Source organism: Ensifer adhaerens (assembly GCF_013283195.1).
Lineage (GTDB): Bacteria > Pseudomonadota > Alphaproteobacteria > Rhizobiales > Rhizobiaceae > Ensifer > Ensifer adhaerens_G.
Genome location: NZ_JABEKT010000001.1, coordinates 1,423,168 through 1,445,256, shown reverse-complemented (window position 1 = coordinate 1,445,256; position 22,089 = coordinate 1,423,168). Strand labels below are relative to the sequence as shown.

22 protein-coding genes, 1 tRNA gene and 2 pseudogenes are annotated in these 22,089 nt (G+C 61.6%); 15 read left to right on the top strand and 10 right to left on the bottom strand.

The features are described 5' to 3' along the window. Positions 1-936 carry a choline ABC transporter substrate-binding protein gene (gene choX, locus LPJGGPFB_RS06720; protein WP_173419285.1) on the bottom strand — a complete coding sequence of 312 codons (936 nt, stop codon included), beginning with the start codon at positions 934-936 and terminating at the stop codon, positions 1-3. Between the two features lie 103 nt (positions 937-1,039). On the opposite strand from choX, the gene betI (LPJGGPFB_RS06715) reads away from it, so the two are divergent. After that, positions 1,040-1,627, top strand: coding sequence for a choline-binding transcriptional repressor BetI (gene betI / locus LPJGGPFB_RS06715; RefSeq protein WP_173419284.1), 588 nt, complete (start codon positions 1,040-1,042; stop codon positions 1,625-1,627). A 52-nt stretch (positions 1,628-1,679) separates the two neighbouring features. Here the strand turns inward: betI (LPJGGPFB_RS06715) and LPJGGPFB_RS06710 are convergent, their stop codons facing one another. From LPJGGPFB_RS06710 to LPJGGPFB_RS06700, 3 genes are all read right to left on the bottom strand, one after another. Then, complete coding sequence (locus tag LPJGGPFB_RS06710; RefSeq protein WP_173419283.1) at positions 1,680-3,476, bottom strand: GGDEF domain-containing protein; 1,797 nt, start codon at positions 3,474-3,476, stop codon at positions 1,680-1,682. A gap of 200 nt (positions 3,477-3,676) precedes the next feature. Continuing rightward, positions 3,677-4,069 carry a DUF3995 domain-containing protein gene (locus LPJGGPFB_RS06705; protein ID WP_345791034.1) on the bottom strand — a complete coding sequence of 131 codons (393 nt, stop codon included), beginning with the start codon at positions 4,067-4,069 and terminating at the stop codon, positions 3,677-3,679. Between the two features lie 79 nt (positions 4,070-4,148). Next, entirely contained in the window at positions 4,149-4,550 is a 402-nt protein-coding gene (locus tag LPJGGPFB_RS06700; RefSeq protein ID WP_173419281.1) for a hypothetical protein, read from the bottom strand. An 85-nt stretch (positions 4,551-4,635) separates the two neighbouring features. Between LPJGGPFB_RS06700 and LPJGGPFB_RS06695 the strand changes: the two genes are divergently transcribed. Next, positions 4,636-5,217: a TetR/AcrR family transcriptional regulator gene (locus tag LPJGGPFB_RS06695; protein ID WP_173419280.1), complete on the top strand. Its 582-nt coding sequence runs from the start codon at positions 4,636-4,638 to the stop codon at positions 5,215-5,217. Here the strand turns inward: LPJGGPFB_RS06695 and LPJGGPFB_RS06690 are convergent. Continuing rightward, a complete protein-coding gene (locus tag LPJGGPFB_RS06690; protein WP_173419279.1) occupies positions 5,214-5,762 on the bottom strand; it encodes an HdeD family acid-resistance protein in 549 nt (182 codons plus the stop codon). The genes LPJGGPFB_RS06695 and LPJGGPFB_RS06690 overlap by 4 nt on opposite strands. A gap of 145 nt (positions 5,763-5,907) precedes the next feature. On the opposite strand from LPJGGPFB_RS06690, the gene betI (LPJGGPFB_RS06685) reads away from it, so the two are divergent. The 4 genes from betI (LPJGGPFB_RS06685) (at position 5,908) to betA (ending at position 11,363) form a co-directional block, all read left to right on the top strand. Continuing rightward, positions 5,908-6,510: a transcriptional regulator BetI gene (gene betI / locus LPJGGPFB_RS06685; RefSeq protein ID WP_173419278.1), complete on the top strand. Its 603-nt coding sequence runs from the start codon at positions 5,908-5,910 to the stop codon at positions 6,508-6,510. Continuing rightward, positions 6,507-8,042, top strand: a complete 1,536-nt coding sequence (gene betC, locus LPJGGPFB_RS06680) for a choline-sulfatase (RefSeq protein ID WP_173419277.1) — start codon at positions 6,507-6,509, stop codon at positions 8,040-8,042. Before betI (LPJGGPFB_RS06685) ends, betC begins: the two co-directional genes overlap by 4 nt. Position 8,043: 1 nt before the next feature. Next, positions 8,044-9,507, top strand: a complete 1,464-nt coding sequence (betB, locus tag LPJGGPFB_RS06675) for a betaine-aldehyde dehydrogenase (protein ID WP_173419276.1) — start codon at positions 8,044-8,046, stop codon at positions 9,505-9,507. 206 nt (positions 9,508-9,713) lie between these two features. Continuing rightward, positions 9,714-11,363, top strand: a complete 1,650-nt coding sequence (gene betA / locus LPJGGPFB_RS06670) for a choline dehydrogenase (protein WP_173419275.1) — start codon at positions 9,714-9,716, stop codon at positions 11,361-11,363. A 115-nt stretch (positions 11,364-11,478) separates the two neighbouring features. Here the strand turns inward: betA and LPJGGPFB_RS06665 are convergent, their stop codons facing one another. Continuing rightward, positions 11,479-11,958 carry a DUF2214 domain-containing protein gene (locus tag LPJGGPFB_RS06665; protein WP_173419274.1) on the bottom strand — a complete coding sequence of 160 codons (480 nt, stop codon included), beginning with the start codon at positions 11,956-11,958 and terminating at the stop codon, positions 11,479-11,481. After that, positions 11,955-12,344: a DUF6152 family protein gene (locus LPJGGPFB_RS06660; protein ID WP_173419273.1), complete on the bottom strand. Its 390-nt coding sequence runs from the start codon at positions 12,342-12,344 to the stop codon at positions 11,955-11,957. The genes LPJGGPFB_RS06665 and LPJGGPFB_RS06660 overlap by 4 nt, the downstream gene beginning before the upstream one ends. A gap of 241 nt (positions 12,345-12,585) precedes the next feature. Between LPJGGPFB_RS06660 and LPJGGPFB_RS33680 the strand changes: the two are divergent. From LPJGGPFB_RS33680 to LPJGGPFB_RS06635, 6 genes and pseudogenes are all read left to right on the top strand, one after another. Then, positions 12,586-13,239, top strand: a pseudogene (locus tag LPJGGPFB_RS33680) (MCP four helix bundle domain-containing protein); the annotation flags it as partial. A gap of 126 nt (positions 13,240-13,365) precedes the next feature. After that, positions 13,366-14,652 (top strand): annotated as a pseudogene (locus tag LPJGGPFB_RS06655) (methyl-accepting chemotaxis protein); the annotation flags it as partial. 247 nt (positions 14,653-14,899) lie between these two features. Beyond that, positions 14,900-15,655: a phosphoadenylyl-sulfate reductase gene (locus tag LPJGGPFB_RS06650; protein ID WP_173419271.1), complete on the top strand. Its 756-nt coding sequence runs from the start codon at positions 14,900-14,902 to the stop codon at positions 15,653-15,655. Positions 15,656-15,700: 45 nt separating this feature from the next. Continuing rightward, positions 15,701-16,654 (top strand): sulfate adenylyltransferase subunit CysD, encoded by a 954-nt coding sequence (gene cysD / locus LPJGGPFB_RS06645; RefSeq protein WP_173419270.1) that lies wholly within the window; start codon positions 15,701-15,703, stop codon positions 16,652-16,654. After that, positions 16,654-18,159, top strand: a complete 1,506-nt coding sequence (gene cysN, locus LPJGGPFB_RS06640; protein WP_173419269.1) for a sulfate adenylyltransferase subunit CysN — start codon at positions 16,654-16,656, stop codon at positions 18,157-18,159. Before cysD ends, cysN begins: the two co-directional genes overlap by 1 nt. 147 nt (positions 18,160-18,306) lie before the next feature. Further along, positions 18,307-18,501 carry a hypothetical protein gene (locus LPJGGPFB_RS06635; protein ID WP_173419268.1) on the top strand — a complete coding sequence of 65 codons (195 nt, stop codon included), beginning with the start codon at positions 18,307-18,309 and terminating at the stop codon, positions 18,499-18,501. An 81-nt stretch (positions 18,502-18,582) separates the two neighbouring features. Here the strand turns inward: LPJGGPFB_RS06635 and LPJGGPFB_RS06630 are convergent, their stop codons facing one another. Continuing rightward, positions 18,583-18,726: a hypothetical protein gene (locus tag LPJGGPFB_RS06630; protein ID WP_173419267.1), complete on the bottom strand. Its 144-nt coding sequence runs from the start codon at positions 18,724-18,726 to the stop codon at positions 18,583-18,585. An 827-nt stretch (positions 18,727-19,553) separates the two neighbouring features. Here LPJGGPFB_RS06630 and LPJGGPFB_RS06625 point away from each other — a divergent pair. Further along, positions 19,554-19,733: a hypothetical protein gene (locus LPJGGPFB_RS06625; RefSeq protein WP_173419266.1), complete on the top strand. Its 180-nt coding sequence runs from the start codon at positions 19,554-19,556 to the stop codon at positions 19,731-19,733. Positions 19,734-19,778: 45 nt separating this feature from the next. Here LPJGGPFB_RS06625 and LPJGGPFB_RS06620 read toward each other — a convergent pair whose 3' ends face one another. After that, entirely contained in the window at positions 19,779-20,303 is a 525-nt protein-coding gene (locus LPJGGPFB_RS06620; RefSeq protein ID WP_173419265.1) for a glycosyltransferase family protein, read from the bottom strand. 90 nt (positions 20,304-20,393) lie between these two features. Next, positions 20,394-20,470 (bottom strand) — tRNA-Pro (locus LPJGGPFB_RS06615). Positions 20,471-20,744: 274 nt separating this feature from the next. On the opposite strand from LPJGGPFB_RS06615, the gene LPJGGPFB_RS06610 reads away from it, so the two are divergent. Both LPJGGPFB_RS06610 and LPJGGPFB_RS06605 read left to right on the top strand, forming a co-directional pair. After that, positions 20,745-21,218, top strand: coding sequence for a hypothetical protein (locus LPJGGPFB_RS06610; protein ID WP_173419264.1), 474 nt, complete (start codon positions 20,745-20,747; stop codon positions 21,216-21,218). 397 nt (positions 21,219-21,615) lie between these two features. Then, positions 21,616-22,053 carry a hypothetical protein gene (locus LPJGGPFB_RS06605; RefSeq protein WP_173419263.1) on the top strand — a complete coding sequence of 146 codons (438 nt, stop codon included), beginning with the start codon at positions 21,616-21,618 and terminating at the stop codon, positions 22,051-22,053. The last annotated feature ends 36 nt before the right edge of the window (positions 22,054-22,089 follow it).

Here is a 22,089-nt window from a genome sequence, read left to right as displayed (position 1 = left end):
TCAAAGACCGAGCGCGGCTTTGACCGCCGCCAGCCCCGGCTGCCCGTCATAGGTCGTCACGCCCGCGAGCCATGTTTCGAGACGCTGCGGTTCTTGCCTAATCGACTTGACCCCTGCCTCGTCGGGCGACAGGCCGTCATTCATCAGGTAGCCCATGCCGCGGTTCTCGAAATCGACATCGAAAACGAGGTTGTTCAGCAGTCGGGCGACGTTCGGGCATTCCTGCAGGTACCCCTTGCGGACCTGGGTAGCCACCGTCGCGGCGCCGAAATTCGGACCATAGAAGGTGTCGCCACCCGTCAGGTATTTCACCGTGAACACGGTGTTCATCGGATGCGGCGCCCAGCCTTGGAACACGATGAAGGCCTTGTCGCGAACCTTGCGCGTCACCTCGGACAGCATGCCCTGCTCGCTCGACTCAACCACTTCCCAGCCTGCCAGGCCAAGATCCGGATCCTTGATCGCATCGAGCATAAGCTGATTGGAGCCCGGCTCGATGCCATACATCTTCTTTTCGAACCTGTCGGCAAAGGTTTTCAGATCCGAAAAATCCTTGACGCCCGCATCCCAGACGTAATCGGGAACGGCAAAGGTGTATTTTGCCCCCTCAAGATTGGTTCGCACCGTCTCGACCGAACCGTCCTCCCGGTAAGGCTTGTAATAGGCCACCATCGCCGGATCCCAGTATCCGAGAAAGACGTCGAGATCCTTGCTGCGCAGGCTCGTGTAGATGACGTCGATGCCGAGAAGCTTGCTTTCCGGCTCATATCCAAGCGCCTTCAGCAGGCTCAGCCCGACGCCGGTCGTAAAGGCCAGATCGTTCCAGCCCGGCTCCGCCAACCGCACGCTTTTGCATGCTTGCGGCTCACCCGCAAAGGCGGAGCTCGTGGCGGTCAACAAAGCCGCGGCAGATATCAGGCTTTTCAGATACAGCATCGCCATCCCCATCTTGTCCATTCGGACTTTAAATTGACCCATGGGTCAACAATTGATCTTCCCGGAAAGTTTGTCAATGTGAGAATCACTTGGGGGAAAATGCATGCGATTGACGAAGATCAGCGAGATCAGGCGCCGCGAGCTGCGGCGGGCGGCCTTCGAGGTCTTGCAGAAAGAGGGAATGGCCGGGGCGACCCTGGAGAAAGTGGCGACGCATGCCGGCGCCTCCAAGGGTATCGTGCTGCACTATTTTGCCAACAAGCAGGAACTCTTCGAGCATGCCATGCGCGAGGCGAATGCTTCCTTGAAGGAAGCCGTGGTCGAGAGGCTGCATGGCGCACGGACCCCTCTCGAGCGGCTGCACGCGATCATCGAGGCCAATTTCGAGGAACGCTTCTTTCAACCTTCCGTCTGCCATGCCTGGCTTTCGCTTTGCGCCGAGGTACCGCGCGAACCGCAACTGGCGCGGATTCAGACGATCATTCACGCGAGGATGCGCTCCAACCTCTTGTCAGCACTGACGCACATCCTGCCGGCGGGCGAGTGCGAAGCTGTGGCGCTTGCCATTACGTCGTTGATCGACGGGTTGTGGCTGCGGCTCGGGCTGCAATCGGAAGGACTGACACGCGACATCGCACTGGCCCAGATGCGCGACTACCTCGTCCACCGCCTGCCGAAAACCCAGGACTAAATTGGCGCGGCGGCACTGACTGCCGACGGCAACGTGTTTGCCGATCCACGCGTCAGACGCCGAGCGCCTCCAGAACAAGCCCGCCGGGGCTGGCCTTGGCGCGGGACTTGATTTCGGCGATGCGGGCGCTGACGGCCTGGCCATCCGAGAAGACGAAGCCCTCCGGCAGCCCGAGAACGGCAATCGAACAGCGCATCAGCGGAAAATCCTTGGCCGTGCCATCGCGGCCATGACCGCTGATGCGCCCCTCGGCCTGATGCTCCGGCAGGTAAAGCTGGCGCACGTCGGAAGCGAAATCGTCCAGCAGACGGTGAAGAACGGCCTGCAACTCGTCGACGGTGCAGCCGCTGATGCCGACGAAGAAATCGTCGCCGCCGACATGGCCGAGGAATTTTTCCTCGCCGATGAAGTGCCGCCGCAGCAGGGCTGCGAAAAGCGTGATTGCCAGATCGCCCTTCTGGAAACCGTAGGTATCGTTGAAAGGCTTGAAATTGTCGAAGTCGCAGTAACAGAAATAGCGGGGCTGATCACCGTCGAGGATCGCATCCTGAACGTAATCGCGGATGGCGCGGTTTCCGGGCAACCCGGTCAGCGGGTTTTGCTCCTGCGCCGTCTTCAGCTGCTTCTCATTGATGATCTTCAACAGTGACGATGCCGACAGGATGCCGGCGTAGCGCATGTTCTCGGTCAGGATTACGCAGTCGCTGCCGTCCATGCCGGCAAAGATCTTCAGCATCTCGTCGGCCGGCGTATCGAGATCGGCGATCGGCGCGGGGCTTGCGAAATGCGAGATGCGGCGCTGGTAGAGCCGGTTCTTCAGGAGGTCGCGGCCGAAGGGGTGATAGATCATCTCCTTGACGTGGTACTCGTGCAGGATGCCGCGTGGCTCGCCATTGGCGTTGAGCACCGGAAAGAAGGCCTGCCGTGGATTCAACCGGAAAAGATCGAAGACGGATTCGAGCTCATCGCTTTCGCGCACCGCCGGCAACTGTTCGATCTGCTTGCGGATGAGGATGCTGTCGAGCGTGGCCGACGACCGGTGGCCGCCGCCGTTCAGGGCCAGGTGCGGATAGGTCGGCTGCAATTCACTTAAGTGCGTCGTCGGCCGGGCGATGAAATAGCCCTGTAACAGGTCGCAGCCGAGATCGCGGCAGGTCTGGAACTCCGCTTCAGTCTCGACGCCCTCGGCGATCACTCTGGTTCCGAGCACATGCGCGGTGTTGACGGTGTGGCGCACGAGGTGACGCTTGCGCGCATCGGCGTCGATACCGGAAATGAAATGCCGATCGATCTTCACGTAATCGACGGGTTGATCGCAGAGCAGCTTCAAGCCGTTGAAACCGGCGCCGAAATCATCGATGGCCAGCTTGAAGCCGGCGAGCCGGAGTTCGCGCACCAGCGCCGAAAAATCCGGCATCTTGCCGCTGTCGAAACGTTCCGACAGCTCGAAACACAGGGACGACGGCGCGATGTTGGCGCGCTTCAGATGATTGACGAGGCGCTCGACGATGGCGTTTTCGCCGCCGACCAGGCGCGAATCGAAGTTCAGGAACAGCGTACGGGTCGAAAACTCCGGCAACGTTGCAAAGGCGGCCACGGCACGGCTGTTGACCATATGCTCCAGCGCCAGCAGCTGGCCGGCCTCCTCCGCCTTGTCGAGCAATTCGAGCGGCGAGGCAAAGCCCAGCTTCTGAAAGCCGCGCATCAGCGACTCGTAGCCGAAGACGGCCCCGGTTGCCGCCTCGACGATCGGCTGGAAGGCGCTTTCGATCACAAGCTTAGCAAGCGTTACGATCTGGTCGTCGCCGAACCGGCGAAGCGAGAGAATTTCGGCGGGGGCGGCGGACATGCCGGGCTCCAGAAGATTGAGAACGGACGATGGGACGGCCGCAGGATGGCGGCCAACGGTCAACGAAGTCTTTCCTCAATATGAAGCTTTGATGAAAGCTATGTGACAGCTTCACCAGCACCGGTCATTGTCGAACTTCCTAATAAAATCAGTGGTTTCATCAAGTTTTCCGAAATTGCCGAAAATGCCTCGCAACAGATTCAGACGGAAGCGAGAACGATGACATAGGCGGCACCGATGAGCAGGCACAAAGGCCCGTAGATATGCCGATCGAGCGTCGCGAACGGCTCCTGCGGATGACGCCTGCGGAAGATGGGCAGGAACGCAAGACTGCCACGGACAAGAAAGATTGTCGCGAGAACCACCATCCCCGTCCACACCAGGTTCGCCGGCGGGCCCGATGGCACACCCGAAACGAACATCGGCGGCAAAAGGCCGGCAATGAAGATCAGGAGTGCGACCGCCATCGTCAATCCCGTGGGCGGCATGGTCTCCAGGCCGGGCGCGCCAATTACGGTCTTCACGAGCGACGCTTCATCGCAGCCCGGCCAGAGTCCACCATATGCCCAATAGGCGTGAAGGGCTGATATCACCGAAAGAACAAGGCAAATTGCCGAAGCAGACACAAGTGCGACCAACTTATCCTCCCTCGCAAGGTTGGGGCCACCGCACTCAGGCGGCCAGCCGGCTCAAGTCCGACGGCGCGGAACGCAAGCCCACCAGAGCGAGAGCGGAAATCAGCAGGAACACGGCCCACTGTGGCGTCTGCCAGAGCGTCCCGACATAGGCGAGCCCGTAGCCGATGAAGAGGCCGGCATAGCCGAGATATTGCGCGACGACGGCACCGGTGAGCGCCTCGCGATATCGGCGGCTGATCGATGCCCAAAGCAATGCGACGCTGTTGATAGCAAGAACCGCCGACGTCGCATGCCAAAGCAGCGACACATAGACCTTGAGCACCGGCGGCATATCGATGGCAAGCAACGGATCGTGCACATCGGGTCCGCCCGCCAGCACATGAATGCCCGTGGTCAGAAGGGAAATTGCTGCTGCCGAAAGAAGCCAACGATTCATGATCTCGTCTCCAAAAACTCACCATACGGCAGCGTATGTAGGTGCGACCATTGCACGAGTCAATACGGTGGCGTATGGGTGCGACATGACGACGAAAACACCTCTTTCAGGCGAAGACTGGATCAAGGCGGGTTTCCGTGCGCTGTCTTCGGGCGGCGTGCAGGCGATCAGGGCCGAGGCGATCGCGCGCGATCTGAAGGTCAGCAAAGGTTCGTTCTACTGGCATTTCAAGGATGTGCCCGATCTCAAGGCGCAGATGCTGGAACACTGGGCCGGCCAAGCCACGGATGCCATCATCGCCGATGTCGAAGCGAACGACGGGTTGGGGCTCGAACAACTGAGGCTGCTGGTGGAGGCTGCCACCGATGATCGCAACCTCGCTTATGGTGGCGTGCGGACGGAAGGTGCGATCCGCGAATGGGCGCGTTACGACAGCGCCGCTGCGGCTGTACTCAAGGCCGTCGACCAGCGGCGGCTCGCCTATGTCGCTGAACTGTTTGCGCGATGCGGCTTTTCCGCCACCTCAAGCCGAAGCGGCGCGAAAATTCTCTACGGCGCCCTGATCGGGCTGGAAGCGCTCGCGACGGGCGAGCTTGCCGATCTGCGCGCCGACATGTTCGCGTTGCTTTCAGCGCTTCTTGAGAGCGGCGGCAGGCAGGGAGCCTAGGCCTTCGCCAGGACCCCGAAGGCAATCAGCGACAGACCCTGCATCACCAGATCCACCGCCAGGAACAGGCCGAGGATCCACAAGCTGTTGACCGGCCAACCGGCGGCAATGATGAGACCGGCGACAAGCGTCACCAGACCGCCAAGCGCGACCCATCCCCAACCCTGGATCGGCCGCAGCTTGAAGCTGACCCAGATGCGGAAGCAACCGGCGACGATCAACGCTATGGCCATCAGGACAGTGAGGACCGACGAGGCCAGCACCGGATTGATGAAGGCGAAGAGCCCGGCAATGGCGTAGCAGGCGCCGCTCAGGACCCAATAGAGCACACTGTCCCAGCCCTTGACCTGGAAGGCGTGGGCGAGATTGAACAGGCCACCGATCAGCATGATCAGTCCGACGTAATAGACCGAAGCCACCGTCGCCATCAGCAGGTTGCCGAAGGCAAGACCGCCGCACATGATCAAGAGCACGCCGAGCGCGACGAACCATCCCCATTTGCCGGCAACCGCCGCCTTGCCAGCCGGATCGAATGCATAGGTCATTTCAACCTCCAGTCCTTCGACTATCCAGAACGCCACCATCGGATTGAGCCGGATTTCTCTGCAAAAAGAAAGCAAAAACGTCCAAGTTTTTTATTGATTGATGAGTCAATCAAAAATAAACTAACGATCGTCAAGGGAGAGACAGATGCCCAAGGTCGGAATGGAACCGGTGCGCCGAAAGGCGCTGGTGGACGCGGCGCTGCGCGTGATCGGCGATCAGGGCACGCTTGCCGTCACCATGTCCGACATCGCCCGCCGTGCTGGCGTCTCCCCCGCCCTTGCGCATCACTATTTCGGCAGCAAGGAGCAATTGCTGATCGAGACCGTGCGTAGCCTTCTAAGGCAGCTGCGCGACGATACGGTGACGGCGCTGAATGCGGCGACAGCGCCGCGCGAAAAACTGAGCGCTCTGATCCGCGTCTCGTTCCAGGCAAGCCAGTTTGCGCCCGACACCATTGCTGCATGGCTCGCCTTCTATTCCGAAGCCCAGCGTTCGGAGGACGTGCGCCGCTTCCTCGTCGTCTATGCCCGGCGGCTGCGCTCCAACCTGGTGGCGAACCTGAAAGTCCTTTGCCCCGTCGATGACGCGGAACGCATTGCGGAAGGCGCAGCTGCGATGATCGACGGGCTTTACATCCGCCAGAGTCTGCGCTCCGCGCCGATCGGCATCGAAGCCTCGATCGCGTTGACCGAAGACTATGTCACCTCGCATCTCGACCAGCTCTACCGCCAAGGACGGCCCGCATGACCGCCAGACCGAACATCCTGATCATCATGGTCGACCAGCTGAATGGAAAGTTCTTTCCCGACGGCCCGGCGGATTTCCTGCATGCGCCGAACCTGAAGACCCTTGCCGCGCGCTCCGCCCGCTTTCGCAACAATTACACCTCTTCGCCGCTTTGCGCGCCAGCCCGCGCCTCGTTCATGGCGGGGCAGCTGCCGAGCCGCACCCGCGTCTATGACAACGCCGCAGAATACCAGTCGTCGATCCCGACCTATGCCCATCACCTGCGCCGCGCCGGCTATTACACGGCGCTATCAGGCAAGATGCATTTCGTCGGGCCGGATCAGTTGCATGGTTTCGAGGAGCGGCTGACGACCGACATCTATCCCGCCGATTTCGGCTGGACGCCGGATTATCGCAAGCCCGGTGAGCGCATCGACTGGTGGTATCACAATCTCGGCTCGGTCACCGGCGCCGGTACCGCCGAGATCACCAACCAGATGGAATATGACGACGAGGTCGCCTTCCTCGCCAATCAGAAGCTCTACCAGCTGTCGCGCGAAAACGACGATGCAGGCCGCCGCCCGTGGTGCCTCACCGTCTCCTTCACCCATCCGCACGACCCTTATGTCGCACGCAAGAAATTCTGGGATCTCTACGAGGGTTGCGAGCATCTTCTGCCAGAGGTCGGCATGCTGGCGGAGGAAAAGCAGGACCCGCATTCGAAGCGCATCATGCATTCCTGCGACTACGGCAACTTCGACCTCACCGAAGACAATATCCGCCGCTCGCGGCGCGCCTATTTCGCCAATATTTCCTATCTCGACGAGAAGGTCGGCGAACTCTTGGACACGCTGACTCGCACCCGGATGCGCGACAACACGCTGATCCTGTTCTGCTCGGATCATGGCGACATGCTCGGCGAGCGCGGCCTCTGGTTCAAGATGAACTTCTTCGAGGGCTCGGCCCGCGTGCCGCTGATGGTGGCGGGCCCCGGCGTGACGCCCGGCCTGCACCTTGCTCCGACGTCAAACCTCGACGTAACGCCGACGCTTTGCGACCTTGCCGGCATCTCGATGGACGAGGTGAAGCCCTGGACCGACGGTATCAGCCTGGTGCCTGCCATCAACGGCGAGGAGCGCACCGAGCCGGTGCTGATGGAGTATGCGGCGGAAGGCTCCTACGCACCGCTGGTCGCCATTCGCGAAGGCAAATGGAAATACATCCACTGCGCACTCGACCCGGATCAGCTCTACGATCTCGAGGCCGACCCGCTGGAGTTGAACAACATCGCCGCCAATCCCGAAACGCCAGTGCACTCGGCAACGCTGCAGGCATTCCAGGACATGTGCGCCGCCCACTGGGACATGGAGGCCTTCGATGCCGCCGTGCGCGAAAGCCAGGCCCGGCGCTGGGTGGTCTATGAGGCACTGAGAAACGGCGCCTATTACCCCTGGGACCACCAGCCGCTGCAAAAGGCATCCGAGCGCTACATGCGCAACCATATGAACCTCGACAATCTCGAGGAATCCAAACGCTATCCGCGGGGAGAATGACATGAAAGCCCAACCGCAAGCCTCGCACTTCATCGACGGCGAATATGTCGAGGACACCGCCGGCACCGTCATCGAGAGCATCTATCCGGCAACCGGCGAAGTGATCGCCCGGCTGCACGCGGCAACGCCCGCGATCGTCGAAAAGGCGATTGCCGCTGCCAAGCGCGCCCAGCCGGAATGGGCCGCCATGAGCCCGACGGCGCGCGGCCGCATCCTCAAGCGCGCCGCCGAGATCATGCGCGAGCGCAACCGCGAGCTTTCCGAACTCGAGACGCTCGACACCGGCAAGCCGATCCAGGAAACGATCGTCGCCGACCCGACATCGGGCGCCGATAGTTTCGAGTTCTTCGGCGGCGTCATCGCCACCGCGCTCAACGGCGACTACATCCCCCTCGGCGGCGACTTCGCCTACACCAAGCGTGTGCCCTTAGGCGTCTGCGTCGGCATCGGCGCCTGGAACTACCCGCAGCAGATCGCCTGCTGGAAGGGCGCGCCGGCGCTTGCCGCCGGCAACGCCATGGTGTTCAAGCCGTCGGAAAACACCCCGCTCGGGGCGCTGAAGATCGCGGAAATCCTGATCGAGGCCGGCCTGCCGAAGGGCCTATACAACGTCATCCAGGGCGACCGCACCACCGGACCGCTGTTGGTCAACCATCCTGACGTCGCCAAGGTTTCGCTGACCGGTTCGGTGCCGACCGGCAAGAAGGTGGCGGGTGCTGCCGCCGCCGAACTCAAACATGTGACGATGGAGCTTGGCGGCAAGTCGCCGCTGATCGTGTTCGAAGACGCCGACCTCGAAAGTGCCATCGGCGGCGCCATGCTCGGCAACTTCTATTCCACCGGCCAGGTCTGCTCGAACGGCACCCGCGTCTTCGTGCAGAAGGGCATCAAGGACGCGTTCCTCGATCGCCTCAAGGCTCGCACCGAAGCGATCATCATCGGTGACCCGATGGATGAGGCGACCCAGCTCGGGCCGATGGTGTCGGGCGCACAACGCGACAAGGTCTTCTCCTATATCGAAAAGGGCAAGTCAGAAGGCGCGCGTCTCGTCACCGGCGGCGGCATCCCGAACGCGGTGAGCGCCGAGGGCACCTATATCCAGCCGACCGTCTTCGCCGACGTCACGGACGACATGACAATCGCGCGCGAGGAAATCTTCGGCCCAGTGATGTGCGTGCTCGACTTCGACGACGAGGCCGAGGTCGTCGCGCGCGCCAATGCCACCGAATTTGGCCTGTCGGCCGGCGTCTTTACCGCCGACATCACCCGCGCCCATCGGGTGGTCGACCAGCTGGAGGCCGGCACGCTGTGGATCAACACCTACAATCTCTGCCCGGTCGAGATCCCCTTCGGCGGTTCCAAGCAATCCGGCTTCGGACGCGAGAATTCCGTGGCGGCGCTCAACCACTACAGCGAGTTGAAGACCGTCTATGTCGGGATGAGCCCGGTGCAGGCGCCGTATTGAGATTGGGGCTTGCCCCTCACCCTCTCCCCGCAGGCGGGGAGAGGGGACTTGCCACACGAGAGTTCGAGAGTCCCTGAAACGGTGCGTCAACGTCCCTTCTCCCCGCAAGCGGGGAGAAGGTGGCGGCAGCCGGATGAGGGGCGCATCCCTCACCGTGCGGATGAGGGGCATGCCGCTGGCAGCCAGGTAGAAGAAAGAGCACGACTATGCAGGCAGATTACATCATCATCGGCTCCGGCTCGGCCGGTTCGGCGCTCGCCTACCGTCTCTCGGAGGATGGCAAGCATTCGGTGCTCGTGCTCGAATATGGCGGCTCTGATATCGGGCCGTTCATCCAGATGCCGGCAGCGCTTGCCTGGCCGATGAGCATGGATCGCTACAACTGGGGCTATCATTCCGAGCCCGAGCCGAACCTTAATAACCGGCGCATCACCGCGCCGCGCGGAAAGGTCATCGGCGGCTCCTCCTCGATCAACGGCCTTGTCTACGTTCGCGGCCACGCCGAGGACTTCAACCGCTGGGAGGATCTTGGCGCACGCGGCTGGGCCTATGCGGATGTGCTGCCCTACTTCAAGCGCATGGAGCATTCTCACGGCGGCGAGGCCGGCTGGCGCGGCACCGACGGGCCGTTGCACGTCAAGCGCGGGCCGGTGAAAAACCCGCTGTTTCACGCCTTCATCGAGGCCGGCAAGCAGGCCGGCTTCGAACTGACCGACGACTATAACGGCTCCAAGCAGGAAGGCTTCGGCCTGATGGAGCAGACCGTCTGGCAGGGCCGCCGCTGGTCGGCGGCAAACGCCTATCTCCGGCCGGCGATGAAGCGGCCGAACGTTTCGCTGCTGCGCTGCTTTGCCCGCAAGGTGGTGATCGAAAACGGCCGGGCGACCGGCGTCGAGATCGAGCGCGGCGGCAAGATCGAGATCGTAAAGGCGAACCGCGAGGTAATCGTCTCGGCCTCCTCCTTCAACTCGCCGAAACTCCTGATGCTTTCGGGCATCGGGCCGGCGCAGCACCTGAAGGACATGGGCATCGAGGTCAAGGTCGATCGACCCGGCGTCGGCGCCAATCTGCAAGACCATATGGAGTTCTATTTCCAGCAGGTCTCGACCAAGCCGGTCTCGCTCTATTCCTGGCTGCCATGGTTCTGGCAGGGTGTTGCCGGTGCGCAGTGGCTGCTGTCGAAAGGCGGCCTCGGCGCCTCCAACCAGTTCGAGGCCTGCGCCTTCCTGCGCTCGGCGCCGGGCGTCAAACAGCCCGACATCCAGTATCACTTCCTGCCGGTCGCCATCAGCTACGACGGCAAGGCGGCGGCGAAGAGCCACGGCTTCCAGGTGCATGTCGGCTACAACCTGTCGAAATCGCGCGGCAACGTCACGCTTCGGTCGTCAGACCCGATGGCCGACCCGGTCATCCGCTTCAACTATATGAGCCACCCGGAAGACTGGGAGAAGTTCCGCCACTGCGTGCGCCTCACCCGCGAGATCTTCGGCCAGCAGGCTTTCGACCAGTATCGTGGGCCGGAAATCCAGCCGGGCGAGAAGGTGCAGACGGACGACGAGATCGACGCCTTCCTGCGTGAGCATCTGGAAAGCGCCTATCATCCCAGCGGCACCTGCCGGATGGGCGCCAAGGACGACCTGATGGCCGTGGTCGACCCGGAGACGCGCGTCATCGGCGTCGATGGCTTGCGCGTCGCCGACAGCTCGATCTTCCCGCACGTGACCTACGGCAACCTCAACAGCCCGTCGATCATGACCGGCGAAAAGGCCGCCGACCACATCCTCGGCAAGCAGCCGCTTGCCCGGTCCAACCAGGAGCCGTGGGTCAATCCGCGCTGGGCCGTCAGCGACAGATAGGGATTGTTCGATGGCGTCATCTGCGCGCCATCGCCGCTACGATCTCGACCATGCGACCGCCACCGGCCCGCTGCCGGTGCGGCTTTGCACGCAAAAAAATTAGTGATCGCCTGTTTCAAAGAAAGCCGATCCAGCGGCCGGCCAGCAAAGCGCCGGGCCAGACGAGCAGGGAAATTCCGGCGGCCAGCCGCACAGTACCTGCGATCGGGCCGCCAGCTGCAACCGTCCGCCAAGCGTCGCTCGATTGCAGGAGAATGGCATTGACTGCTCCAACCGCCAGCAATGCCAGCTTTATGAGGAATGCCGGATTGCCCGCATAGGCCGCCGGTCGCACGCTGAAGAGGCAGAAGCCGGTTACGACCACGAGGGCCAGACCAACTGCGGCTGCGCGCGAGAGGAAGGGGCCAAGCACTTCCAGCGAAGTGTTGCCGAAAAAACCGAGCAGCCGCAGGTCCAGCGGCACAATCGCACCGACCAGAAGCGCGATCGCCAGGATGTGTCCCGCGTTGACGACGAGATAGAGGATCGCGGATCGACGCATCGCCGATGCAAGTGGCCAGGCCGCGATCGCTTCAAGCAACTCGGCCGCGCTCATCCACCGGTCCGGATGCGTTCCGGATAGATGTCAAAGGTCTTGCCGCCGATGCTGACGCGGACCGCCTTTAGGCGCTTTTCGGCCGGATCGAGTGAGCGATTGCCGAGAACGACGATCTGATCGCCGACATTGGCAACACCTTCGACAAAGCCAGAGCGCTCCGTCTGCCTGGGATTGCCCAATTCGATACGCCACAGTCCATCCTTTTCGGTTTCGACTTGGAGCGTCGGGTGCGGCGGTGCCATCGAGATTTCGCGGATCGTGCCTGACAGCTCGATCTGGTCGGCTTCGGCCCAGGACCAGCCATGATGGGCGTAGGCGCCGGAAACCAGAAGCATCACCCCCATGCTTGCGATAAGAACGCGGCGAGGAAAGAACACGAACATCGGCCACTCCTTCATTTGCCTTGGAGACCTGGAGATTGAACCCGAAGTTCCCGAGGCGAAAGCATCTGTCGTTCAACAAATCTTGAGCGAAGGGCAGCGTTCGGCAGCCCGACAGTCGGCCTCGCCGCAAGTCACGAACCGATGGTTGCACAAGCGCTATTCAACAGCTTAAAATTTAGCCATTTTTAATCTCCACCTGTTATGTCTATATCAGACGGAGTGAACGCTTGGCGGATGTGCCATGACGGCAATCGGCTGCAAAGATTTTGCGTGCTCCATCGGACCATCGTCATCTCCCTTGCCAAGGCAAGCACGCCAACTGATGTCCAAGCGGTACGTCCGCAGTCATCGGACGAGGACGAATTTGCCTTGCGGGCAACCGAAGAGCGTTTCCATGACAATCAAAGCACGCCTGCTTATTTGTTTGTCGCTGCTCGCCGTGGCCATGCTGGTCATGATCGTCACGGCATTCAATGCGATGACATCGATTTCCAAGCGCACAGAATCCATCGTTGCCGATCGACTGGTGCCAGTCGATCAGTTGAAGACAGTGTCGGACATGTATGCGGTCGAGATCGTCGACACCACCCACAAGGTGCGCAGCAACGCCCTCGGCTGGGGCGCCGGCAAAGAAGCGATCACGGCAGCCCTTTCCACGATCGACACGCAATGGCGCGCCTACGAGGCGACCAGGTTGACGCCGGAGGAAAAGACGCTCGCGGAGAGCTTCGATAGTGCACGGGTGGAAAGCGACGCTTCGATCCGCGCGCTCATGCAGATCCTCGATCGCCAGGACAAGGCGGAACTCGAGCGCTTCGTCGATGCCCGGCTCTATCCCGCGGTCGATCCCCTCGCCGTGCCGATCAGCGAACTGATCAAGTTGCAGCTGTCCGTGGCAAACACCGAACTCAGGGCAGCGATCACCGAAAAGAACACCCTGACGCTTTGGCAAACGGTGATAGCCGGCCTCGCACTCGCCACACTCGCAGCAACGGTGTGGTTCGTCATCTCCGGACTTTTCCGCCCGCTTTCGAAGCTGCGCGAAGCGATGCGGCAGCTTGCCGCCGGCAACCTCAAGACATTGATCTACGGTGAAGGGCGGCGGGATGAAATCGGCCAGATGGCAGGCGCCGTCGCCGTATTCCGCGACAATGCGCTTGAACGCCAAAGACTGGAACAGGACGCGGAGGCAAGCCGCTCGCTTTCGGAGCGCGAGCGCGAACAGCGCGAGGCACAAAAGGCCAGGGAAACTGCGGAAGTGCAAGCGGCCGTCGAAGCGCTGGCCTTCGGGCTCGACCGCCTTGCCGAAGGCGACCTGACCTATCGTATCCGCACGCCGCTTGCCGAGCGGCTCGACGCACTTCGCACCAACTTCAACAGTTCGGTCGGCAATCTGGAAGATGCCCTGCGCTCCGTCGGCGACAATGCCCGCAGCATCAATGCCGGCGCCAGCGAAATCCGCTCGGCGGCGGGTGACCTATCGAAGCGGACCGAACAGCAGGCAGCCTCCGTCGAGGAGACGGCCGCTGCCCTCGACCAGATCGCAACGACAGTCGCCGACGCAAGCCGGCGCGCCGAGGAAGCCGGAAGTCTGGTCACCAGAACCCGCGGAGCGGCGGAAAAATCCGGCGAAATCGTCGGCAACGCCGTCACCGCCATGAGCGGCATCGAGGCCTCTTCGCGAGAGATCTCCAGCATCATCGGCGTTATCGACGACATCGCCTTCCAGACGAACCTCCTGGCGCTGAATGCCGGCGTCGAGGCTGCTCGCGCCGGCGAGGCCGGCAAGGGTTTTGCCGTGGTCGCCCAGGAAGTACGCGAACTCGCCCAGCGCTCGGCCCAGGCCGCCAAGGAGATCAAGGTGCTGATCGCCACCTCCGGCGCCCAGGTCAAATCCGGCGTCAGCCTGGTCCGCGAGACCGGAGCGGCACTGGAGGGCATCATTGCAGAGGTGCAGGAAATCAGCGCCCATGTGACGGCCATCGTCGAAAGCGCCCGCGAACAGTCGGCCGGAATCCAGCAGATCAACACGGCGGTCAACTCGATCGACCAGGGCACCCAGCAGAATGCGGCGATGGTGGAGCAGTCAACGGCTGCAAGCCATAGCCTCGCTCGGGAGGCCGGTGCGCTCAACGATCTCCTGATGCGTTTCAAGACCGGCAACGGCCAGACGCATCCGGTGCATCTCGTCGGATCCCCCTCCGTCGAGCAGGCAGCCTCTTCGCCAGCACGCACGCTCAACCGCAGGCTTGCCGCCGCCTATCGCAGCCCTGCGGCCCAACAGGAGAAGGGCTGGGCAGAATTCTAGCCGGCGCGAATACCCAACCACCGATTGGAGCGCGGACCGAAAGGCCCGCGCTTTTCATGTAATGGCCGGGCCAACGGCGCCAAGGCAAGTATAAAGTCTAGTAAATTACTAGTTTACCTTGCGTTTTTCGCTGCTTTTCGATCTGAGAGGCAGATTTGCTCCAAACGCCCAGCATTAGAAACCGCTATTTCTGTCCCTTCTCACGTGCGGCTGCGATATTCCTGAATAGTTGGAACAGGACGCAGCCATGACCACGTCACCCCTCGATGCCACCGCAAAAGCTTTGAACGAAGCGCTTGAAGGCCTGGACCTCGCGGAACGTCTCGCGTTCGTCGCCGAGCTTGAAGGTCGCGCCGTCTTTACCACGTCGCTCGGTATCGAGGATCAGGTGATTACCGCCGTCATCGGCAAGAACGATCTCTCGATCGACGTCGCAACGCTGCAGACGGGCCGCCTTTTCAACGAAACCGTGGCGCTGATCGACAAGACGGAAGAGACCTACGGTATCCTGATCAAGCGTTTTCACCCGGAGAGCGCCGATGTCGACGCCTATGCCGCGCAGTACGGCGCCAACGGCTTTTACGACAGCGTCGAAGCCAGGCATGCCTGTTGCGACGTCCGCAAGCTTAAACCCCTTGCGCGCGCACTCGAGGGCGCCAGCTACTGGGTGACAGGACTTCGCCGCGGCCAGTCCGGCAACCGGGCAACGACGCCCTTTGCCGAAGCAGATGCAGAGCGCGGCCTCATCAAGATCAATCCGCTCGCCGACTGGGACATCGAAACCATCCGTACCTACGTTACCGCGAATGGCGTTCCCGTGAACCCGCTGCATGCCCGAGGCTATCCCTCGATCGGCTGCGAGCCCTGTACCCGCGCCATCAAGCCGGGCGAGCCCGAACGGGCCGGCCGCTGGTGGTGGGAGAACGACGAGAAGCGCGAATGCGGTCTCCACGTCCCCGAGGCAACCACCTCAACCATCCCGAACACGAGCAGCGCCGCCTGAGGGCAGGCGCGCTCCTCAAAAGACAAGATCCTCCCGGAGACTGAAATGCCCCTTACCCATCCGGAAACGGAACTGCATAACCCGCAGAGCACCAAGCCGCCGCTTGATCCGCATCTGAAGGCGCTGGAAAACGAAGCGATCCACATCTTCCGTGAAGTGGCCGCCGAGTTCGATCGCCCTGTCATGCTCTACTCGATCGGCAAGGATTCCTCGGTGCTGCTGCACCTGGCGCGCAAGGCCTTCTATCCCGGTCGCGTCCCCTTCCCGCTGCTGCACGTCAACACCGGCTGGAAGTTTGCAGAGATGATCGCGTTTCGCAACGAGATCGTGAAGCGCTACGACCTCGACCTGATCGAGCACGTCAATCCGCGCGGTGCTGCGGAAAACGTCACGCCGTTCAGCCACGGTTCGGCGCTCTATACCGACATCATGAAGACCGAGGCCCTGCGCCAGGCGCTCGACGCCGGCCAGTACGATGCGGCATTCGGCGGCGCCCGGCGCGACGAAGAAGCCTCACGCGCCAAGGAACGCATCTACTCGTTCCGCACCCCCGACCACCGCTGGGATCCGCGCAACCAGCGCCCCGAGCTCTGGAACGTCTACAACGGCATGGTGCGCAAGGGCGAGAGCGTGCGCGCCTTCCCGCTGTCGAACTGGACCGAGGTCGACATCTGGCGCTACATCCAGGCCGAAGACATTCCGATCGTGCCGCTTTATTTCGCCAAGAAACGCCCGGTCGTCGAACGCGACGGCATGATGATCCTTGCCGAAGACCCGCGTCTCGAGCTTTTGCCGGATGAAACCAGGCGCGAAGAAGTGATCCGCTTCCGCACGCTCGGCTGCTTCCCGCTGACCGGCGCCATCCGCTCCGAAGCGACATCACTCGACGACATCATCTCCGAACTTGAAACCGCGACCGTATCCGAACGCCAGGGCCGCGCCATTGACCGTGACCAATCCGGCTCGATGGAAAAGAAAAAACGCGAAGGATATTTCTGATGACCGCACCAGCAACCGCGAATGCCGTTCAGGAAGACGCAGCCGGCCAGGTTCTGGCGTTTCCGGCCTCCGAAACGGCGCGCGCCACGCGCGACAGTCGTCCCCTTCGCCTCATCACCTGCGGATCGGTCGACGACGGAAAGTCGACGCTGATCGGCCGACTGCTCTGGGATACCAAGGCGGTCAAGGAAGACCAGGCGGCAACACTGCGACGTGATTCCAGCGGCAAGCAGAACGACCTTGGCCTGCCGGACTTCGCACTGCTGCTCGACGGTCTTCAGGCCGAGCGCGAACAGGGCATCACCATCGATGTCGCCTATCGTTACTTCTCAACCGACCGGCGCTCGTTCATCGTCGCCGACACGCCCGGCCACGAGCAGTACACCCGCAACATGGCAACCGGCGCCTCGACGGCCGACCTCGCAGTGCTGTTGGTCGATGCCCGTGTCGGCCTGCTCGAGCAGACCCGGCGCCACGCGACCATCGCGACGCTGATGGGCATCAAGCAGTTCGTCCTGGCCGTCAACAAGATCGACCTGACGGACTACGATCGTGCCCGGTTCGACCAGATCAGCCACGAGTTTCGTGAGCTGGCGCTGTCGCTTGGCGTGCGTCAGGTCACGGCAATTCCGCTTTCGGCGCTGAAGGGCGAGAACGTCGTTTACGACGGCCGCGCCTCCATGCCCTGGTACGACGGCCCCACACTGGTCGAAGTGCTTGAACTGGCGACGACACGCTCGTCCCAGACGGTCGGCTTCCGCCTGCCGGTGCAGCGTGTATCCCGTCCAGGCGAGAGCTTCCGCGGCTATCAGGGAACGGTTGCCGGCGGCTCGGTGAAGCCGGGTGACAGCGTCGTCATCCTGCCCTCCGGCATGGTCGCCAATGTCACCAAGATCGTCACCTTCGATCTCGTGCGCAATGCGGCGGTGGCGGGCGACGCCATCACGCTGGTGCTCGACCGCCAGGTCGATGTCTCGCGTGGCGATATGATCGTCGCCATCGACAGCCAGCCGCTGACGGGCCTTGCCTTCGACGCCCAGATCGTTGCGCTGCAGGCGGACGGCATCCAGCCGGGCAAGCGCTACTGGCTGAAAAGCGGCAGCCGCCGCCAACGTGTCCAGGTGCAGCCAGCAAGCCAGCTGGATCTGAAGACCGGCAAGTGGGAACCGGCCGAGCAGCTGCCGATGAACGCCATCGGCAAGGTTCACCTGGCCTTCGACGAACAGGCGATCTTCGACCCTTACGAGCAGAACCGGACGACTGGCGCCTTCATCCTGATCGACCCGGACACCAACAACACGGTGGCCGGCGGCATGATCACGGCCAAACGCTCAGCGCTTGGCGGCATCCATACGGAAGACGCACGCGTGATCCTGTCGCTGCCGGCCGATCTTGCCGACCAGTTGATGGCAACCGAACTGTTTGCGGCTCGGCGTGAAGATGCTGAAGTTCGCCGCGTCAGCGCAGGCAAGGCGAGTGAGATCATCGACACGATCGACGGCTGACCTGCAGTCACCCACGACCAGAAGAGGGCCCACGAGGGCCCTTTTCTTTTCGACCGATCTGCACGACGCCTCGCTGAATTGCGCCAACGCATCTTTCCGAAATTGACTGCTGCCCTACTTTCCATGGACCGGGAAGGAGGAACAGCCATGATGCTGGACCATGAACGAGAGGACGCGCCGCGCCGTGGCTTTCTTGGGCGGGCCGTGACGATCGAGGCCTTCGCGCGGAAGTACCGGCTCGACGCGGAGGAAACACGAAGGCTTCAGGGCCAGTTCGGCCCGACGGCCGGCGAGATCGAGTTGCTTCAGGCCGCTCGGCGCAACGGCATGCCGGAGGAGTAATACCGACAAGCGCTGTAACCCTTTAAAATTGCCGCATGTTTTCTTCCCTTAATCGATTTCGATTTAGGAATGATGCGGCAATCACGACCGCTGCTCGATGCTCGGAAGCACCATCGTCAGCGGTGCGGGATCGGCGTGCTGCCAAAGCTGGTACCCGACCACGCTACCGAGAATGGCGGACCATATGGCGATCTCGCGGAATGTGAATATCGGTTCCTTCAACATCTGAGCCTCACGGAGAGAACGATTGCTGAAGGCAATATCGCCTTTGTTGTTCACTCCGATAAGACAGCACCGGGTGAACAAGCCGTTTCCAATTGAACAGCAATTGGCGCGATCACAAGGCGCGCATGCGGTTCCGGGCCTCCGCGCCTGAAGCATGCTTCATCGCGGGCTCCCGCCGTTCCGCGAGATGGCATCACTCGGATGACCGCACTCAACCCGTCTGCCGCACCGACCTGTGCCGAAACAGCACACCGCTTGCAATTGCTTCACCTTGAGCTGCGGCCATAAAATTTGAGGGTTTAAATATGCCGATGCATTTGTAAGTTGGCGCGTCGATCATGATGACCGATAGGGCTGTTTCACCGTTTCCAAACGTCGTGGGACAGTCCGCCTGACCACAGCTCCTTCCAGACTTTGATCGCACGACAAACAGGGCCCTTGCGAGCCCTCTCCGGTCATTCGCGACAGGATTCCTGATCAGCGGATGCTGAACGCTGGTCGATGCGACTGCCTTCAAAACTCTGCTCCTTGGCGCGATGACGGCTGTCCAGAGCATCCTGTTTGCAAATGGAATCACTGAAGGCGGATAAGATCTTCCGGAATCAAAGTGTTCGAGTGTCCCTCGTGCATTCCTGTGAACGCATGACGCGCTTGTCGTCAGGCCGGGTGCTTCGACACGTTTCCAAAAAGATCCGCCGAAGGTCGCAAAATTGTGTCGATAACGACCAGACAGCCGACACAAACGAGACGCAACTGGACATCAGCCGCGACATGCGGATATCAGGCAGGTCTGGCGCGACGACGCGCAGGATCGCAAGGAGACGAAGATGACCGCGGACAAAAAACCGGAAACGGCCGTGACTATCGAAAAGCGCCCGAATGGCAAATGGTGCTTTGTCGTAAAGTATCGCGGCGTCACCCACCCGGCGCAGGGCAACTTTTCCTCGATGCTGCAGGCGCAGGCAATCGGCCAGTCCGTCCTCAGGGCTCTGGAAAAGCAGGGCTGAGCGATCTGGCCGAGATATTGCTGGCAGCAGTCCTGCCGGCACTTGTCAGACTGGCTCGCCTAATCGACGCGGCTGGGCGCGCCGAACCCGGAAGCGGCCCAGAATCGCTGCCACTTTTTCCTGACTGAAAGCATCAGTGTCCGAATGCGCCTGTCGCGCCTTGTCTGAAGCCTGGTCTTTCCGCCAGGGCGTATGTCTTCTGTACTCCAAGAAGGTCGCCTTTTCCGGGTGCAGGCATTCTTGCGTGTTTGGCTTGGCGTGCGTGAAATGCACGATGGAGGCATTGGAATAGTCGTCCCATCCCTTTCGCGCATTCCATTGGTCGGCAAGCTGCACGAAGTCGCCATCGGCAGCCACATTCAAGACATCCTGATCCAAGAATTCGAATGAGCGGCTCTGCAAGAGGTCGGTGATCCGGGCGGTATAGCCGCGTTCGTTCCAGGCATCGATATCGACAAGTGCGCGCCCTACTCCATCACGGCCTGGAGAGAATGTCGAGTGAGAAGGCGGATCGGCGGCCTGAGCAGGATTTTGAGCAGCTTCTCCGCGTGCCAGACCAGCCTTTTGCAAGGCAGCGGCTTACGTGCCTTGAAAAGGCACGCAATTGCCCCGCATCGAAATGCGATCCGGGCAAATGGGGAATTAAGGGATTGATTTAGCTGGTCGGAGTGGCAAGATTCGAACTTGCGACCCCCACGTCCCGAACGTGGTGCGCTACCAGACTGCGCTACACTCCGTGACCAGCGGCGCCTCTATAGAACAGGCATTTGGATTGCACAAGCGCCTATTGCGAAAAACATTCACGGTCACGACAATAAAGAGCAGGACCAGTGGAAAACCGAGACGCGAACAGCGATCCGCCTCCTGTTCGACACCGCCGGCAAACCAAATATCGGCCAGAACGGACGATGATCGCTGCCGATCGAGACGCCCCTTGACGGGGACTGTCTGTGTTGCTTGTCTAATACGCCGGCTTCAGGTGCTTGCCCGCCATCGCCAAGGAGTACGTCAATGCCGCCGATCCGTTCTGTTTCGCTTGCCGCGATCGTCGTTGCCGGCCTGGTGCCCGGCACGGCAGGTGCCGATATTGCGGCCCCTTGGGGCTTCGAAGTGGATCTGTCCTTTTCACAAGCCGCCGCGAGCAAGCTCCAGGCGCTCAAGGAAGGGATCGTGATTGCGGCCTATTATTCAGGCGAGCCGGCGCCGGGCGCCGAAGAGCACGCCGATCAGATCGGCATGATCGATCTCGGTGAAGACAGGACCGAACGTGACGGCGAACCGGCCATGGTGGCTATTCCCGGCAAGGGCGATATCGAAACACGGCTGCACTGGGTCAAGGACGGCGAGCCCCTCGTCAACATCAACGTCTACTCCGCCCGTCGCAGCGGCCCGGACAACCTGCTCGACTGCGATGTCTACGACGGCCCGCTGAAGGCGATCGCCGGGAGCGCTACCAAGATCGGCTGCAAGCTGATCGGTGAATAGGCCGAGCAGCAGAGCCCCCTCGCCGGACGCATCGGAGCAAATCGCGCCCGCGCATCAGCACGAAGACAGCGCGAACGCCGCACCAAAGGCATTGCGCGCCAGCGCTTTCCAGCGCTTTCAAGACGAGTTGTTCGAATCGCTGTGTCGCAACCTTTCCCATGTTCATGGCGGCGGGCGAAGAGGCGTGAATCGGCTCCAACCGTTCACGTTGCCGTGAGGCTGTGGGGCCAGGTAGGGCCTTTCTGCAACGCTTCGCATTTTCCTGAAATAGAATGCAGACAGCGGATTTTCTTTGCAGGCTTTTGGCGCTAGAGGCTCAGCGGAAAGCGCGCAAACTCAGGGGATTGAGGCCTGCGCGCCATGCCTATTTCCGAACGAGAGCCAAAGGGACGAAAACATGAACTTCCGCATGATGACGGTGGCAGGCCTCGCGCTTGCGCTCGCAGGCTGCACCACGACGACGACGGGGATTTCGAGAAACGCGGTCGAATCCCGCTGGCTCGGTCAGCCGGCCGGCGCCTTCTTTGCCCAGTATGGCCCTCCGCTCTCCGACGTCGAAAGCGGCAGCTCCACCGTCTACAACTGGAAGGGCGGCTACAAGACCCGCAAGGTCCCGGCCCAGTATGAAACCGGCAAGGACGGCAAGCGCGGCAAACGGATTGCCTCAGCCCGCACGGAGTATCTGAGCTGCTCGGTGCAGCTGACAGTCTCTTCCGACTACGTCATCCGCTCAATCCGCCTCCTCGGCGACCACAAGCGCGCCGACGGCCCAAGCTGGTGCGAGGAATTCCTCGGCGGCGCCAAGCAGGAAAAGCCGGCAACGCCGGCGAGCTGATTGCCGAGCGCGTCAGACGACAGACATTCGAAACCC

What these genes read in the sequence shown, in the direction of transcription:
- LPJGGPFB_RS06710 (WP_173419283.1), bottom strand. Translation starts at nt 3,476, where the DNA reads ATGTCCGCCGCCCCCGCCGAAATTCTCTCGCTTCGCCGGTTCGGCGAC.
- betB (WP_173419276.1), top strand. Translation starts at nt 8,044, where the DNA reads ATGAAAGCCCAACCGCAAGCCTCGCACTTCATCGACGGCGAATATGTC.
- LPJGGPFB_RS06605 (WP_173419263.1), top strand. Translation starts at nt 21,616, where the DNA reads ATGAACTTCCGCATGATGACGGTGGCAGGCCTCGCGCTTGCGCTCGCA.
- cysN (WP_173419269.1), top strand. Translation starts at nt 16,654, where the DNA reads ATGACCGCACCAGCAACCGCGAATGCCGTTCAGGAAGACGCAGCCGGC.
- cysD (WP_173419270.1), top strand. Translation starts at nt 15,701, where the DNA reads ATGCCCCTTACCCATCCGGAAACGGAACTGCATAACCCGCAGAGCACC.
- LPJGGPFB_RS06650 (WP_173419271.1), top strand. Translation starts at nt 14,900, where the DNA reads ATGACCACGTCACCCCTCGATGCCACCGCAAAAGCTTTGAACGAAGCG.
- LPJGGPFB_RS06660 (WP_173419273.1), bottom strand. Translation starts at nt 12,344, where the DNA reads ATGTTCGTGTTCTTTCCTCGCCGCGTTCTTATCGCAAGCATGGGGGTG.
- LPJGGPFB_RS06690 (WP_173419279.1), bottom strand. Translation starts at nt 5,762, where the DNA reads ATGACCTATGCATTCGATCCGGCTGGCAAGGCGGCGGTTGCCGGCAAA.
- LPJGGPFB_RS06695 (WP_173419280.1), top strand. Translation starts at nt 4,636, where the DNA reads ATGACGACGAAAACACCTCTTTCAGGCGAAGACTGGATCAAGGCGGGT.
- betA (WP_173419275.1), top strand. Translation starts at nt 9,714, where the DNA reads ATGCAGGCAGATTACATCATCATCGGCTCCGGCTCGGCCGGTTCGGCG.
- choX (WP_173419285.1), bottom strand. Translation starts at nt 936, where the DNA reads ATGCTGTATCTGAAAAGCCTGATATCTGCCGCGGCTTTGTTGACCGCC.
- betI (WP_173419284.1), top strand. Translation starts at nt 1,040, where the DNA reads ATGCGATTGACGAAGATCAGCGAGATCAGGCGCCGCGAGCTGCGGCGG.
- LPJGGPFB_RS06700 (WP_173419281.1), bottom strand. Translation starts at nt 4,550, where the DNA reads ATGAATCGTTGGCTTCTTTCGGCAGCAGCAATTTCCCTTCTGACCACG.
- LPJGGPFB_RS06625 (WP_173419266.1), top strand. Translation starts at nt 19,554, where the DNA reads ATGACCGCGGACAAAAAACCGGAAACGGCCGTGACTATCGAAAAGCGC.
- betC (WP_173419277.1), top strand. Translation starts at nt 6,507, where the DNA reads ATGACCGCCAGACCGAACATCCTGATCATCATGGTCGACCAGCTGAAT.
- LPJGGPFB_RS06630 (WP_173419267.1), bottom strand. Translation starts at nt 18,726, where the DNA reads ATGTTGAAGGAACCGATATTCACATTCCGCGAGATCGCCATATGGTCC.
- betI (WP_173419278.1), top strand. Translation starts at nt 5,908, where the DNA reads ATGCCCAAGGTCGGAATGGAACCGGTGCGCCGAAAGGCGCTGGTGGAC.
- LPJGGPFB_RS06665 (WP_173419274.1), bottom strand. Translation starts at nt 11,958, where the DNA reads ATGAGCGCGGCCGAGTTGCTTGAAGCGATCGCGGCCTGGCCACTTGCA.
- LPJGGPFB_RS06635 (WP_173419268.1), top strand. Translation starts at nt 18,307, where the DNA reads ATGATGCTGGACCATGAACGAGAGGACGCGCCGCGCCGTGGCTTTCTT.
- LPJGGPFB_RS06610 (WP_173419264.1), top strand. Translation starts at nt 20,745, where the DNA reads ATGCCGCCGATCCGTTCTGTTTCGCTTGCCGCGATCGTCGTTGCCGGC.